This is a genomic window from Bradyrhizobium manausense, from assembly GCF_001440035.1.
Classification (GTDB): Bacteria; Pseudomonadota; Alphaproteobacteria; order Rhizobiales; family Xanthobacteraceae; genus Bradyrhizobium; species Bradyrhizobium manausense.
In genome coordinates this window covers 215,305-228,260 of sequence record NZ_LJYG01000102.1, presented here as the reverse complement: position 1 = coordinate 228,260, position 12,956 = coordinate 215,305, and the positions used below count along the sequence as shown (strand labels likewise).

At 63.2% G+C, this 12,956-nt stretch carries 14 protein-coding genes; 10 read left to right on the top strand and 4 right to left on the bottom strand.

Annotation, left to right across the window (positions count from 1 at the left end):
* Both AOQ71_RS43935 and AOQ71_RS26990 read right to left on the bottom strand, forming a co-directional pair.
* On the bottom strand, positions 1 to 339 hold a 339-nt coding region (locus AOQ71_RS43935; RefSeq protein WP_157083506.1), incomplete at its 3' end, for an IS110 family transposase.
* Between the two features lie 440 nt (positions 340 to 779).
* Positions 780 to 2,270, bottom strand: coding sequence for a TAXI family TRAP transporter solute-binding subunit (locus AOQ71_RS26990; protein WP_083514511.1), 1,491 nt, complete (start codon positions 2,268 to 2,270; stop codon positions 780 to 782).
* 124 nt (positions 2,271 to 2,394) lie between these two features.
* Between AOQ71_RS26990 and AOQ71_RS26985 the strand changes: the two genes are divergently transcribed.
* On the top strand, positions 2,395 to 2,838 hold the full coding sequence (locus AOQ71_RS26985; protein ID WP_057753098.1) for an SRPBCC family protein: 444 nt from the start codon (positions 2,395 to 2,397) through the stop codon (positions 2,836 to 2,838).
* Positions 2,839 to 2,849: 11 nt separating this feature from the next.
* Here AOQ71_RS26985 and AOQ71_RS43930 read toward each other — a convergent pair whose 3' ends face one another.
* Together AOQ71_RS43930 and AOQ71_RS26980 are read right to left on the bottom strand one after the other, a co-directional pair.
* The gene (locus AOQ71_RS43930) at positions 2,850 to 3,116 is read right to left on the bottom strand and encodes a DUF3551 domain-containing protein (protein ID WP_083514510.1); all 267 of its coding nucleotides are present in this window, start codon (positions 3,114 to 3,116) and stop codon (positions 2,850 to 2,852) included.
* Between the two features lie 155 nt (positions 3,117 to 3,271).
* Positions 3,272 to 4,597: an Hsp70 family protein gene (locus AOQ71_RS26980; RefSeq protein ID WP_057753097.1), complete on the bottom strand. Its 1,326-nt coding sequence runs from the start codon at positions 4,595 to 4,597 to the stop codon at positions 3,272 to 3,274.
* A gap of 279 nt (positions 4,598 to 4,876) precedes the next feature.
* Here AOQ71_RS26980 and AOQ71_RS46400 point away from each other — a divergent pair, with 279 nt between their 5' ends.
* The 9 genes from AOQ71_RS46400 to AOQ71_RS26940 all read left to right on the top strand — a co-directional run bounded on the left by AOQ71_RS46400 (position 4,877) and on the right by AOQ71_RS26940 (position 12,871).
* Positions 4,877 to 5,014, top strand: coding sequence for a hypothetical protein (locus tag AOQ71_RS46400; RefSeq protein ID WP_167353999.1), 138 nt, complete (start codon positions 4,877 to 4,879; stop codon positions 5,012 to 5,014).
* A gap of 247 nt (positions 5,015 to 5,261) precedes the next feature.
* Positions 5,262 to 6,551 (top strand): oxalate/formate MFS antiporter, encoded by a 1,290-nt coding sequence (oxlT, locus tag AOQ71_RS26975; RefSeq protein WP_057753096.1) that lies wholly within the window; start codon positions 5,262 to 5,264, stop codon positions 6,549 to 6,551.
* A 260-nt stretch (positions 6,552 to 6,811) separates the two neighbouring features.
* Entirely contained in the window at positions 6,812 to 8,146 is a 1,335-nt protein-coding gene (gene oxlT, locus AOQ71_RS26970; RefSeq protein WP_057753115.1) for an oxalate/formate MFS antiporter, read from the top strand.
* A 177-nt stretch (positions 8,147 to 8,323) separates the two neighbouring features.
* Positions 8,324 to 8,752, top strand: coding sequence for a CBS domain-containing protein (locus AOQ71_RS26965; protein WP_057753095.1), 429 nt, complete (start codon positions 8,324 to 8,326; stop codon positions 8,750 to 8,752).
* Between the two features lie 97 nt (positions 8,753 to 8,849).
* Entirely contained in the window at positions 8,850 to 9,869 is a 1,020-nt protein-coding gene (locus tag AOQ71_RS26960; protein ID WP_057753094.1) for a 2-dehydropantoate 2-reductase, read from the top strand.
* A complete protein-coding gene (locus tag AOQ71_RS26955; RefSeq protein ID WP_057753093.1) occupies positions 9,869 to 10,651 on the top strand; it encodes a fumarylacetoacetate hydrolase family protein in 783 nt (260 codons plus the stop codon). The genes AOQ71_RS26960 and AOQ71_RS26955 overlap by 1 nt, the downstream gene beginning before the upstream one ends.
* A 301-nt stretch (positions 10,652 to 10,952) precedes the next feature.
* A complete protein-coding gene (locus AOQ71_RS26950) occupies positions 10,953 to 11,780 on the top strand; it encodes a hypothetical protein (RefSeq protein WP_245317169.1) in 828 nt (275 codons plus the stop codon).
* A 181-nt stretch (positions 11,781 to 11,961) separates the two neighbouring features.
* On the top strand, positions 11,962 to 12,165 hold the full coding sequence (locus AOQ71_RS26945; RefSeq protein ID WP_057753092.1) for a hypothetical protein: 204 nt from the start codon (positions 11,962 to 11,964) through the stop codon (positions 12,163 to 12,165).
* 43 nt (positions 12,166 to 12,208) lie between these two features.
* The gene (locus AOQ71_RS26940; RefSeq protein ID WP_057753091.1) at positions 12,209 to 12,871 is read left to right on the top strand and encodes a hypothetical protein; all 663 of its coding nucleotides are present in this window, start codon (positions 12,209 to 12,211) and stop codon (positions 12,869 to 12,871) included.
* Positions 12,872 to 12,956: the final 85 nt, after the last annotated feature.

The following is a 12,956-nucleotide window of genomic DNA, read 5'->3' as shown; positions in this document are numbered from 1 at the left end:
TCCGAGCACATGAGCGTCGCGGCGATCATCCTTGGCACCGGCCACCGTGAAGCGATCCCGGAAGCGGTCGAGTTGCTTGGGATTGATGGCAAAGACCATAAAACCATGCTCGAGCAGCATCTCCACCACTGGGCCATGCGGCGTCTCGATTGCCACCGCGATCTGTCCCGGTGCGGCCTTGGTCTTTTCGACCAGCCAATCACACAGCTCCGTCAGTCCGGCTCCACCATGCGCAAAGTCGCGCTGGCCGGCCGGCCGTCCTTCCGCATCCAGCAGGCAAACGCAATGACTCCGCGTTGCCCAATCGATCCCGACGAACCATTGCACGTCCTTGACCATCGTTGGATCTCCTCGCTCTCAAAGCGGGCCAACCGCGATCCTGATCGATCCCTGTACTGGCGCTCTCGGCGCAATGACCTCCTACTGGATCTCGATCGCGGACGTTCCGCTGGGGCGCGGTTCCTACGTGGGTGCTCAAGGCACGGGTGGACAAGGCTGCTCCCGACGGATCGGCCCGAATGGCCAGTCTACACCTCTAGGCCGGCCATGAACGTCAGAAGGGTACAGGGTGGGCAAAGCGCAAGCGTGCCCACCACCTTTCGCCGCGTTGGAAGATCGTGGGCACGGCGCAAGTGCGCCTTTGCCCACCCTACGCTGCTGTGCTCGTGCCCACCGGTGTGACGTCGACAAATCCGGCGCTTCTGGCGAATTGATCGAATGGAAGGCACGGCAAACAGCCATCGACAGCGCGCCCATGGACAGGCTCTGCCCCACCCACGCTATGATACCCGCGTCACCTCCCTCGGCTCGGCGGGCGATGAATGGCCGCGCGCGACGATGGCGCGACGAACCAGGCTGATGTGCTCACGGAGCGTATAGGCCTCGCTCGCGAAGCCGGCCGGCGTGCGTATTCTGGCGACGGCCTCTTCGATGCGGGCAAGGTCAGCCTCCCACTTGTCTCTCGGCAAATCGCCCGTGCGCGCGGCAACGTCGCGCTCGAGCAGCGCCAGCTCGCCGTACCATCGGTAGATGCGCGAGCGGACATGCCAGCGGACCAATTGAGGCAAATAGTGGAACAGCGGCAACAGGATTGCCGCCAGAGGCAACAAGATGATGATTGCACGCTCGCCCCAGGCCGCGATCCAGAACGGCAGATATTGGTAGAGGATCGTCCGGCCGAAGCGCCTGTGCTGATCGGCATCGGTCGAGACAGGCAGATCCACTTGGGTCGTGCCTGGGAATTCGCCGGCCTCCTCGAAAAGACCTTGCCGGCCGTGGATCTCCCTTGCGGCGTCGACCAACAAAAGCGTGATGGCCGGATGGAGATCCTTGCGCGATGCGAGCATCACCTTGGTACCGATCAGGTCAATATCCTTTTCCGGAATATGGTCCGCCAGGTCGATCACACCGGAAGGCAATTTGAGCGTGCTGATGAAGTTGAGCCGTCGCCGATAGGCCTCGGCTCTCGTGAAGTTCAGCAAGCTCAGGGTCGGATCGCGCAGTGCGTTCCAGACGGCGGGATTGTCCGCTCCGTCGACAAAGACGACGGCGTCCACCTCGCGCGAGCGCAGCGCAATCAGCGCCGGAAGATTGCTCAAAGGCTCCATCGTGACATTGTCGGGGGTGAGACCGTTGAGCGCGAAAACGGACTCGCTCAACGAACGTGCCCCGCTGCCGGGAACACCAATGGCGACCTTGCGATTGCGCAATTCATTGACGTAATTCAGCTGCTCTGACTTGCGGTAGAAAATCCACAGCGGCACATAATAGAGGCTCGCGACCATGACCACGTCCTTGGCGTCGGACGCCTGCGACAGGCCGCCTTGGGTGAAGCCGATATCCACGCCGGACTTCGGATCCTGCAACAGTGCCAGATTGTCTTCTGCACCGTTGGTGATCCGCTCTTCGATCGTGACCCCGGAACGTGCCAGAATTTCGATGTAGCGTTTTGCGTATTGGTGCAAAAGGCCATCTTCCAGGCCGGACGCCAGCACGATGTGGCGCGACGGAGCCGTCTGCCAAACATGCACCACCGCCCAGAGCGTCGCAGCGATCGATGCCAGGAGGACGATCGCGAGGCTCAGGCGGCCACGTGGCGAGAGATGTGCGAGGTATTCGGCCCTCACAACGCACGCTTCAGTGACGAGCGATGAAGGCGGCGGGTGCCGATGACGTGCGGAAAGTCTGCAGTAAATTTCATTGCGCGGCGCTTTCCGTTCATGAAGAAGCCCTCCCTTTTTGGAGAGCTCCCGCCATCGAACGCTTGACATAGGTCAAGACCTCGCTCGCAAGAAATTCCGGGACGAATTGTCGGGTTCCGGACGCCTCGTTCGTCCTCGGGCCATGATCGGCCCCTAGACCTCGACGGCCCATCAGTTCATGAGGATAACAACCATGCCCAGCACTGTCCGCCTGCACCGCGTTCTCACCACCAGCCCCGAGAAACTCTATCGCGCCTTCGTGGAGGCGGATGCGCTGGCAAAATGGCTTCCGCCCAACGGCTTCACCTGCACGGTGCATCACCATGAGCCGAAGGTCGGAGGAACTTTCAAAATGTCGTTCCGGAATTTCACGACCGGCAGCGGCCATAGCTTCGGCGGCGAATATCTCGAGCTCGTGCCTGGCGAACGCCTGCGCTACACCGACAGGTTCGACGATCCGAACTTGCCCGGCGAGATCGAAGTAACGGTGGTGCTCAGGAAAGTCCTTGTCGGTACCGAGCTCGACATCACGCAATCAGGCATTCCCGACGCGATCCCGCCGGAAGCCTGCTATCTCGGCTGGCAGGAATCGCTGCGCAACCTTGCGCGCCTGGTCGAGCCCGAGATCAAGCCGTAGCTCGCTGCTCCTTAGCTGGGACCGCCTTGGCGTCGCCGGGAGTTGCGGCGAGACGGTCCCTGCCAATATGGATTCTCCTGGCACATGGCCGAGAGTCCCGAAGCCGTCATCCGGCATTGATCCATCGACGTATAGCTGCAGTCGTAGGTGATGAAGCCCCGCGCGTACCACCTCTGAAGGCACACTGGAAAGCGCGGATCGTAGCGTTGAGCCGTGGCCGGGACGGCGCTGAGGACCGTTGTCGTACCCGCCAGGATCATCCAGCGCAGAACACGCATTTCGTGGCCTTTCCCGGATTTCAAATCGGACTCTTTTTGAGCATGATCTTTTCGGAAAACCGCTTCACACTTTTTCCGGATCATGTTCCAGTCAGGCCGACGCCGCCTTGTAACCGCCTGGAGCCATCCAGGTAAAGACCGTGAAGTTGACGCAGCTACGCGCGCGCCTTCAGCCCGCCACCGGCGGTCCAGCGATCCGGCTCGGGACTGTGCCCGATCAGCGCGAGGCCGTAAGCGATCGACTCGAACTGGTCGCCCGACATCAGCCGCTCGTTGCCGAAGCGGTCGGCGAACAGTTTTCGCACCGCCGGCACGAAGGAAGTGCCGCCGGTCAAGAACACCTTCTCCACCTCGCGCGCGGTGATGCGGGCCTCGCCCAGCACCTTGTCGACGGTGGCGCCGAGGCGCGCGATGTCGTCGGCGATCCAGGACTCGAACCTCCTGCGCGTGATGGCCGCGCCGATGTCGACGCCGCCACCTTTGAAGCGGAAGTCGACCTCATCCTTGGCCGACAGCGCGACCTTGGCATCCGACACCGCGCGGTACAGCGCGAAGCCGAGATCGAGATCGACGATGGTGATGAAATCCTCGAGCTGATCCGGCTTCAGCGCGGTGCGCGCAAGCTCCCGGAGCTCGCGCAGGTCGCCGTTGCTCTTCATCAGCGCGAGCTGATGCCAGCGCGCCAGGTTGGTGTAATGGCTGTTCGGGATCGGCAGCACCTTGTCGAACGAGCGGAAGCTCGAGCCCTTGCCGAGCCGCGGCGAGACGATTTGATCGACGATGCGATAGTCGAAGGTGTCGCCGGCAATGCCGATGCCGGCATGGCCGAGCGGCTCGGCGCGCAAATGGCCGCCGGCGCGCGAGAAACGCATCACCGAGAAGTCGCTGGTGCCGCCGCCGAAATCCGCAACCAGCACGGTGGCATCGCGCTCCAGCCTTCGGGCAAAGGAGAACGCCGCACCGACGGGCTCGTAGACATAGCGGGCATGGCCGGCACCGAGACGTTCGAAGGCGGCGCGGTAACGCTGCATGGCGAGGTCATCGTCGGGATAGCCGCCGGCAAAGCGCACGGGGCGGCCGACGGTGATGTTCGCCGCCTCGAAGCCGAATTTGTCGCCGCCATGGCGCGCCAGCGTGCGCAGGAACGCAGCGAGGATGTCCTCGAACTTGAAGCGCTGCCGGAACACTTGCGTGGTGTTGAAGCTCGAGCTGGCCGCGAAGGTCTTGAACGATTGCAGGAAGCGATAGACGTGGCGCCCCTCGAGAAACTGCTCGATCGCCCACGGCCCGCCTTCGGCCTGGGCGCCGGCGCCCGGCCGGTCCTCCCAGAAGCACAGCGCCGAGACGTAGGTGCTGTGGCGTTGCCCGCCGTGCTCGAAGCGGATGGCTTCGACCCGGCGGTCGTCTGCCGCGAGAGCGACGACGGTATTGCTGGTTCCAAAATCGATGCCGATCGAGACGGCGGGCGAGGCGCTCGACATGAACCACTCTGACGGTTGGATGGAAGGGGGCGCACCACTACCGGCTCCGCACGCCGCTGCCAAGACCTTTGATTGTGCATCGCGTCAGGCGAATAGCCCGGATTCAGCAGCATTTGGCTGTTTTAAGCCCAAATCGGCGCTTCAGTGCATCATTTTGCTGCAATGCGAAGAGCTCCATGCTGCTATGCACTGGCATGCATGGACATTGGCATTTGGTATACATAGAACAACCTTGGAAATGAGACAGCATCACTGACTGTCTCGGGAAAGGGAATTCCGATGTCCAAGACCGCTTCCGTCGCGCTCGCGCCCTCCGCCTCGCTGTTCGCCCGCCTCATGGCCGTGATCGACCGCTTGCTGATGGCGAGCGCCGAGATTTCCAACCAGAACGGCGACCTGCCCCGGTTCGGCCTGTAAGGACCATCCGAGGTCCCCGCGCGTCGAATTGTCGCGCCGGTTGCAAATCCAGCGAATTCCTACTTTTGAAGAATGGCTCCGCACTGCGGAGCCATTTCTATTTGGGATCGGGCTCACGCGTGCACCCTCGGACAACGAGGTTGCGTCATAAGCGCACAATGGGTCTGGCGCGCTTGAAGCTTGGCATAATGAATACAAGAATGCCGCCAACGCTCGCTCAAAAGACAGAAGCGCAACTGGAGGATTCATGACGGACATGGTGCAGGCCACAACAGCCCCTACCGCCGCACGGGTCAGCGACACCTATCGCTGGGCGCAATTGGCGATCGGCGTGGCGGCGATGGTGATGATCGCCAACTACCAATATGGCTGGACCTTCTTCGTCCCCGACATTCAGAAGACATTCGGTTGGGACCGCGCCTCGATCCAATGGGCCTTTACGCTGTTTGTTTTGTTCGAGACCTGGCTGGTGCCGGTCGAAGGATGGTTTGTCGACAAATACGGTCCGCGCATCGTCGTGCTGGTCGGCGGCGTGCTCTGCGCGATCGGCTGGGCCATCAACGCGCAGGCCACCACGCTCAACGGCTACTATCTCGGCATGATCATCGCGGGCATCGGCGCCGGCGGCGTCTACGGCACCTGCGTCGGCAACGCGCTGAAATGGTTTCCCGACAAGCGCGGCCTTGCAGCGGGCATTACCGCAGCCGGTTTCGGTGCGGGCTCGGCGCTGACGGTCGCGCCGATCCAGGCCATGATCAAGGACTCTGGCTTCCAGACCACCTTCCTCTATTTCGGCCTGGGACAAGGCATCATCATCTGCATCCTCGCCTTCTTCCTGCTGGCGCCGAAGCCCGGCCAGGTGCCGAACGTCGTGGCCAACGCCGCCTTGCAGCAGAGCCGCCGCAACTACCAGCCGACCGAAGTGCTGCGCCAGCCGATCTTTTGGCTGATGTACTTCATGTTCGTGATCGTCGGCGCCGGCGGACTGATGGTGACGGCGAACCTGAAACCGATCGCGGTCGACTGGAAGGTCGACGCCGTGCCGGTGACGCTGATCGGGATGACCATGACCGCGGTGACGTTCGCAGCGACGATCGACCGCGTGCTCAACGGATTGACGCGTCCGTTCTTCGGCTGGATCTCCGACATGATCGGCCGCGAGAACACCATGTTCATCGCCTTCGGCATGGAAGGCTTCGGCATCTGGATGCTCTATCTCTGGGGCCACGATCCGATCTGGTTCGTGATCCTGTCGGGCTTCGTGTTCTTTGCCTGGGGCGAGATCTACTCGCTGTTCCCCTCGACCTGCACCGACACGTTCGGCGCGAAGTTCGCGACCACCAATGCCGGCCTGCTCTACACCGCCAAGGGCACCGCCGCGTTGCTGGTGCCACTGGCGAACTACATGCAGCAAAGCTCCGGGCATTGGGACAACGTGTTCATCCTGGCTGCCGGCGCCAACATCCTGGCCTCGCTGCTCGCGCTATTGGTGCTGAAACCCTGGCGCAGGGTCGTGGTGGCGCACTCGACCACCTGAATTCGCAGTCGCAGCATAACTGTCGTGGAAAACGCCCGGCTTCACCGCCGGGCGTTTTCATTTTCCCGAATACCCTTGAATACCCAAAAGCCGAAGGAACCCTGCACTTTTCCCGGGCTTGCTCCCAAGATAGAGCTTGCATTCTGGGATATGGTATACCAAGCTGCTCGCCGCGCTTGCGACCATAAGCCACAAGATTTGCGACACTCCGTCAGATGGACGGCGCTGTCGTGACCAGACAGGCGCTTGGGAGGTTGTTGATGATTTCCAACACGGATGGCGCCGTCACGGCCGCGCCGCTTCGCACAGGTTTCCGTTGGCTCCAGCTGGTGATGGGCATCGTCTGCATGGCGATGATCGCCAACCTGCAATATGGCTGGACGCTGTTCGTAGACCCGATCGACGCCAAGTATCATTGGGGTCGCGCCGCGATCCAGCTCGCCTTCACCATCTTCGTCGTGACCGAGACTTGGCTGGTGCCGGTCGAGGCCTGGTTCGTCGACAAATACGGCCCGCGCATCGTCATCATGTTCGGCGGTGTGATGATCGCACTGTCCTGGGTGCTCAACTCCTGCGCCGACTCGCTTCCCCTGCTCTATACCGCGGCTGTCGTCGGCGGCCTGGGCGCGGGCGCGGTGTACGGCACCTGCGTCGGCAATGCGCTGAAATGGTTTCCCGATCGCCGCGGCCTCGCCGCCGGTGCGACGGCTGCCGGCTTCGGCGCGGGCGCAGCGCTCACCGTGGTGCCGATCGCGGCGATGATCGCATCGTCAGGCTACCAGCACGCGTTCCTCACCTTCGGCATCGGCCAGGGCCTGATCGTGTTCGTGCTCGCCTTCTTCATCCAGCCGCCGCGGCTCTCGATCCCGCCGAAGAAGAAGCAGCTCAACCTGCCGCAGACCAAGATCGATTTCACGCCGCCGCAAGTGCTGCGCGCCCCGATTTTCTGGATCATGTATCTCGTCTTCGTCATGGTCGCCTCCGGCGGCCTGATGACAGCGGCCCAGATCGCGCCGATCGCGCACGACTTCAAGATCGCCGACACGCCAGTCTCGCTCGCCGGCTTCCAGATGGCGGCGCTGACCTTCGCGATCTCGCTCGACCGCATCTTCGACGGCTTCGGCCGCCCGTTCTTCGGCTTCGTGTCTGATACGATCGGCCGCGAGAACACCATGTTCATCGCCTTCGGCACCGCCGCCTTGATGCTGCTGACGCTGTCGGCCTACGGTCACGTCCCGCTCGTGTTCGTGCTCGCGACCGCGGTCTATTTCGGCGTGTTCGGCGAAATCTACTCGCTGTTCCCCGCCACCTGCGGCGACACCTTCGGCTCGAAGTTCGCGACCACCAACAACGGCATGCTCTACACCGCGAAGGGCACCGCCTCCCTGCTCGTCCCGCTCGCCAGCGTGATCTCGACCGCCTATGGCTGGAAGGCCGTGTTCGTGGTGGCCGTGGCGCTGAATGCGACGGCCGCGCTGATGGCGCTGTTCGTGATCAAGCCGCTGCGCCGCTCCTTCATCCTTGGCAAGGAGGCCGAGAGCACCAGCCCCGCGACCGCCACCGCGGAGACGCGTGCCAAGACCGGGACGGCGTGAGCCGCGACACATCTTCACGTTGATCGAGGGGCGCAGTGATGCGCCCCTTTCTCTTTGTCGATGAGGACAAACGTCAGCATGGCTGCCGCAAGAATTTTCGGATCACCCAAATCCAGCGCTTGACGATTGGCATTATGTATACCACACTCCCTGCATCGTTCACCCAGGGAGGTTGCCATGCTGGTCGGAGACATTCTGCGCAAGAAGACGCCGCGCGTCGTCACGGTGCGAATGAACGAAACCGTGGGTATTGCCGCCAAGCTGATGCGGGCCAACAACATCAGCGCGCTGGTGGTGAAGGACGTGGTCCGCTCGGAAGGAAACACCGCGGTCGGCATGTTCACCGAGCGCGACGTGGTGCGCGCGGTTGCCGAGCACGGCGCGGGTGCCATCAACGTCAAGGTCTCGCAGCTCATCTCGGTGCAGCAGCTCGTCTCCTGCACCTCCTCTGACACGATCGAGCACGTCCGGCATCTGATGAACCGGAATCACATCCGGCACCTGCCCGTGATCGACGACTACAGCCTCGTCTCCGTCATCAGCATGCGCGACATCGCCGCTGCCGTCGACGAGGCCCTCAACGGCGCGCCGCAAGCGGCAGCTTAAAACGTCTCACTTCCCTGCGACTACCGGCCCCGGCTCGGACGCATCCGAGCCGGACCGGATCTCTCGTCCCAAATTTCCGGTACCCCGCGAGGATTTCATGAAGATCTGCATCTACGGCGCCGGCGCGATCGGCGGATATCTCGGCGTGCAGCTGGCCCGCGCAGGCGCCGATGTCAGCCTGGTCGCGCGCGGCGCGCATCTCGCCGCGATGCGCGAGCGCGGCTTGACACTCCTCGCCGGCGAGCAGACGCACACCGTCCATCCCCGCTGCACCGACAATGCGGCCGAGCTCGGCGTGCAGGACCATGTCATCGTCACGCTGAAAGCGCATTCGATCACCGGCGTGATCGAGAAGATGCAGCCGCTGCTCGGGCCGCACACCCGCATCGTGACCGCGGTCAACGGCATCCCCTATTGGTATTTTTACAAGCACGGCGGCGCGTATGAGAACGCGACCTTGGAGAGCATCGATCCCGGCGGGCGGCAGTGGCGCGAGCTCGGGCCTGACCGCGCGATCGGTTGCATCGTCTATCCCGCCACCGAGATCGAGGCGCCCGGCGTGATCCGCCACGTCTACGGCAACAATTTTCCGCTTGGCGAACCATCAGGCGAAATTACCGCCGACGTGCAGAGCCTCGCCGACCTCTTCGTCGCCGCAGGGCTGAAGGCCCCGGTGCTCGACCGCATCCGCGACGAGATCTGGCTCAAGCTGTGGGGCAATGTCTGCTTCAACCCGATCAGCGCGCTGACCCATGCGACGCTCGACGTGATCTGCAGCGATCCCGCCACGCGCGCGCTGTCGCGTGCGATCATGGTGGAGACGCAAGCCATCGCCGAAACCTTCGGCGTCAAGTTCCGCGTCGATGTCGAGCGCCGCATCGAGGGCGCCCGCAAGGTCGGCGCGCACAAGACCTCGATGCTGCAGGATCTCGAGCGCGGCCGTCCGATGGAGATCGACCCGCTCGTCACCGTGGTGCAGGAGATGGGGCGCCTGACCAAGATCCCGACGCCCGCGCTCGACTCCGTGCTGGCGATGGTGACCCAGCGCGCCCGCATCGCCGGCCTCTATGACGGCATCTCCGCGCCCCTTGATCCTCGCGCGCTGGCGGTGGCGTGATGAGCGCGACGACGAAATGGCTGCGCTTCCGCCACGGCGGCACCACCGGATTCGGCACGCTGACCTCGTCAGGCATCAGCGTGCATGAGGGCGAGATGTTCGGCCGGAATGCTGCGACCGGCAAGATTCTGACGCTGACGGAGGTCGAACTGCTGGCGCCCTGCGCGCCCAGCAAGATCGTCGCGCTCTGGAATAATTTCCATGCGCTCGCGGCCAAGCTGAACCAGCCAGAACCGCCTGAGCCGCTCTATCTACTCAAGGCCACCACCACCATCACGACGCCGGGCGCCGTGATCCGCCGTCCCTCCTATTACGACGGCAAGACCACCTACGAGGGCGAGCTCGGCATCGTCATCGGCAAGACCTGCGCGCGCGTCTCGCCTGACGAGGCCGACCGCTTCATCTTCGGCTACACCTGCGTCAACGACATCACCGCCAACGACATCCTGACCAGCGACCCCACCTTTCCGCAATGGGCCCGCGCCAAGGGCATCGACGATTACGGCCCGTTCGGACCTGTGATCGCGACCGGCCTCGATCCGGCCAAGCTCACGGTCCGCACCATTCTCAATGGCGCGGAGCGGCAGAACTATCCGATCTCGGACATGATTTTTTCCGCGCAACAGCTGGTCAGCAAGATCTCCCACGACATGACCCTGCTCCCCGGCGACCTCATCGCGGTCGGCACCTCGGTCGGCGTCGGCGTGATGAAGGAGCCGGTGAACATCGTGACGGTCGCGATCGACGGCATCGGCGAGCTGACGAACGAGTTTCGGCTGTAACCGCAAAACACGGTGCCGTAGCCCGGATGGAGCGAAAGCGTAATCCGGGACCGGCGTTCGAAGCTCGCAGACCCCGGATTGCGCTGCGCTCCATCCGGGCTACGCCTTATCCGGGCTACGCCTTCGCCAAATTTCGGAAAAACAACAGCCCACCCAGCGCGGCGCTCACCGATCGTGTCACGCACCGAGTTGTGGATCGCGCCTTTCGACACCTTAGGCCGCCCGCCCGCCCCTTGATCTCGGTTCCGCTCTCCAATAGCAATTATGGCGAAAATGTGCACGGCGTGAAGGACGTCGCCATGTGGCTGTTTTTGCTGGGAAGGATATTGCCCGCCACGTGTCGACGCTGCTCGGCCGGGTCAACGCGGTGCAGGACACGTTCGCAACGCTGAACCAGTACAAGGAAGACCTGGCGAAATCCCATGCCGAGCTGGTGCCGCTGCGCTCGTCCGACGCCGGCATCAACGCCCTGATCGGCGAGCTCAGCCTCAGCCATGACCGGCTCGCCAAGACCGTCGACGAGCTCGAAACCGGCGGCGGGACCCCGCTCAGCACACGCGTCGAGACGCTATCGAAAAACAAGGATGAGATCGAGCAGCGCCTCGCCCGCATCGACGACAGCGCCAACATCCTGAAAAGCATCCGACTCGATTTCGAGGAGCTCGCCCAACACCGGGCCCGGCTCGAACGCTCGCTCAAGGAGGTCGAGACCGACCCTGACGGCAGGACCCTGGTCGATCGCCAGAACGAGCTGAACGATTTCGTCCTGCAATCGCGCCAGCGGCTGGCTGCCTTGCAGGAAACCCTGGCGACGCTGAACGCGTTCAAGACGGAGCTGTCGAAGTCGCAGGCCGATCTCGTGCCGCTGAAGGCGCCGGTGTTCGGCATCGAGGCCATGATCACCGAGGTCAGCACCACCAGGGATCTCCTGGCCAAGACCGTCGGCGAGATCGAGGCGGGCGGCGGCACCACTCTCACCTCGCGCGTCGATGCGCTGACCAAGAGCAAGCGCGAGGTCGAAGACCGCCTCGCGCGCATCTTCGAGAATTTCAACGCGCTCGATGCCTTGCGCAAGGACATCGGCGGTATCTTCTCTTCCATCCGCAACGGCCTGAACCGGATCGGGTGAGTTGCTCGGCGGGATGGGCAGAGCGAAGCGAAACATTTCGACCCACATCACATCTGCGCGCGCCCAAGAGATGCCGCCAACATGTCTCGCCGCTGCCGCACTGTGGTCGCATTCCGACGTCCATCTCTGAGGGGTGTCTGGGGGCACGGCTCAGCCGTGCTTGGGCCAAACTGCTAGGGGTATGACTGTGAAGAAGATTGTATTTGTTCTGGGTGCGACGCTTGCTCTGGTGACGGCTGCGAACGCTGCAGATTTGCCGCGCCGCCAGCCCGTGCCGGTCTATCCGGCCGAGCAGGCTCCGATCGGCAAGATGCCCATCGGCAAGGGCCCCGTTGGCAAGGCCCCGATCGGCAAGGCGCCCGGCCCGGTTGCTGCGCGCTACTGAGGCGCCAGCGAACGAAAAGAGGCCGACAGTCGAGGGGCACAGCGTGACGAACAAGTTTGATCGATCGGGATCCTGCATCCTTGCGGGCCTCGCGCTCGCGACCATGATCGCGTGCGTGATGCCGTCGGCCTCGGCCCAACAAACGAAACACGAAACGAACAAGCGCATGGCCGATGCCAGTGCGCTTGTCCCGACCGACACCGCCTCGCGCGCCACGCCGCAAGCGACGCGGCGCTCGGTGACGCGGGCGGAGAAAGGCCCCTACTACGTCGACTTCCGCGCGCGGACGGCGGCGAGCTGGGGCCATGCCTTCGTCTGGTACGGCAAGACCAGCGAGCGCGCCGTCGAGGTCGCGGGGCTGACGCCTGCCGGCGACACCTGGACCTATGTGCTCGGCCATCTCACCTGGGTGCCATCGGAGACCGGTGCCAGCTATGGTGATCTCGATCCGGAATATCTGACCGCGAGCTATCGCGTCTATCTGAACGAAGCCGACGCCAAGCGCGTGTTCGCCTATATCGAGAAGCTGAAGGCAAGCTCGCCAGTCTGGAACGCCGAGACCACCAACTGCACCGGCTTCATCGGCGACATCGCCGAGTATATGGGCCTGAAAGTGCCGTATCGCTGGCAGCGCCCGGAAAACTTCGTCAACAGCCTGAAAGAGATGAACGGCGGCCGGCAGATGGTGCGGCTGTCGGCGGAGTAGCGGCCACGCCGTCATTGCGAGCGCAGCGAAGCAATCCAGAATCTTTCCGCGGAGGGACTCTGGATTGCTTCGCTGCGCTCGCAAT

Bases quoted from the DNA above. Each gene is read 5' to 3' on its own strand.
- AOQ71_RS26990 (WP_083514511.1), bottom strand. From the start codon at position 2,270: ATGTCAAGCGTTCGATGGCGGGAGCTCTCCAAAAAGGGAGGGCTTCTT.
- AOQ71_RS26985 (WP_057753098.1), top strand. From the start codon at position 2,395: ATGCCCAGCACTGTCCGCCTGCACCGCGTTCTCACCACCAGCCCCGAG.
- AOQ71_RS43930 (WP_083514510.1), bottom strand. From the start codon at position 3,116: ATGCGTGTTCTGCGCTGGATGATCCTGGCGGGTACGACAACGGTCCTC.
- AOQ71_RS26980 (WP_057753097.1), bottom strand. From the start codon at position 4,597: ATGTCGAGCGCCTCGCCCGCCGTCTCGATCGGCATCGATTTTGGAACC.
- AOQ71_RS46400 (WP_167353999.1), top strand. From the start codon at position 4,877: ATGTCCAAGACCGCTTCCGTCGCGCTCGCGCCCTCCGCCTCGCTGTTC.
- oxlT (WP_057753096.1), top strand. From the start codon at position 5,262: ATGACGGACATGGTGCAGGCCACAACAGCCCCTACCGCCGCACGGGTC.
- oxlT (WP_057753115.1), top strand. From the start codon at position 6,812: ATGATTTCCAACACGGATGGCGCCGTCACGGCCGCGCCGCTTCGCACA.
- AOQ71_RS26965 (WP_057753095.1), top strand. From the start codon at position 8,324: ATGCTGGTCGGAGACATTCTGCGCAAGAAGACGCCGCGCGTCGTCACG.
- AOQ71_RS26960 (WP_057753094.1), top strand. From the start codon at position 8,850: ATGAAGATCTGCATCTACGGCGCCGGCGCGATCGGCGGATATCTCGGC.
- AOQ71_RS26955 (WP_057753093.1), top strand. From the start codon at position 9,869: ATGAGCGCGACGACGAAATGGCTGCGCTTCCGCCACGGCGGCACCACC.
- AOQ71_RS26945 (WP_057753092.1), top strand. From the start codon at position 11,962: ATGACTGTGAAGAAGATTGTATTTGTTCTGGGTGCGACGCTTGCTCTG.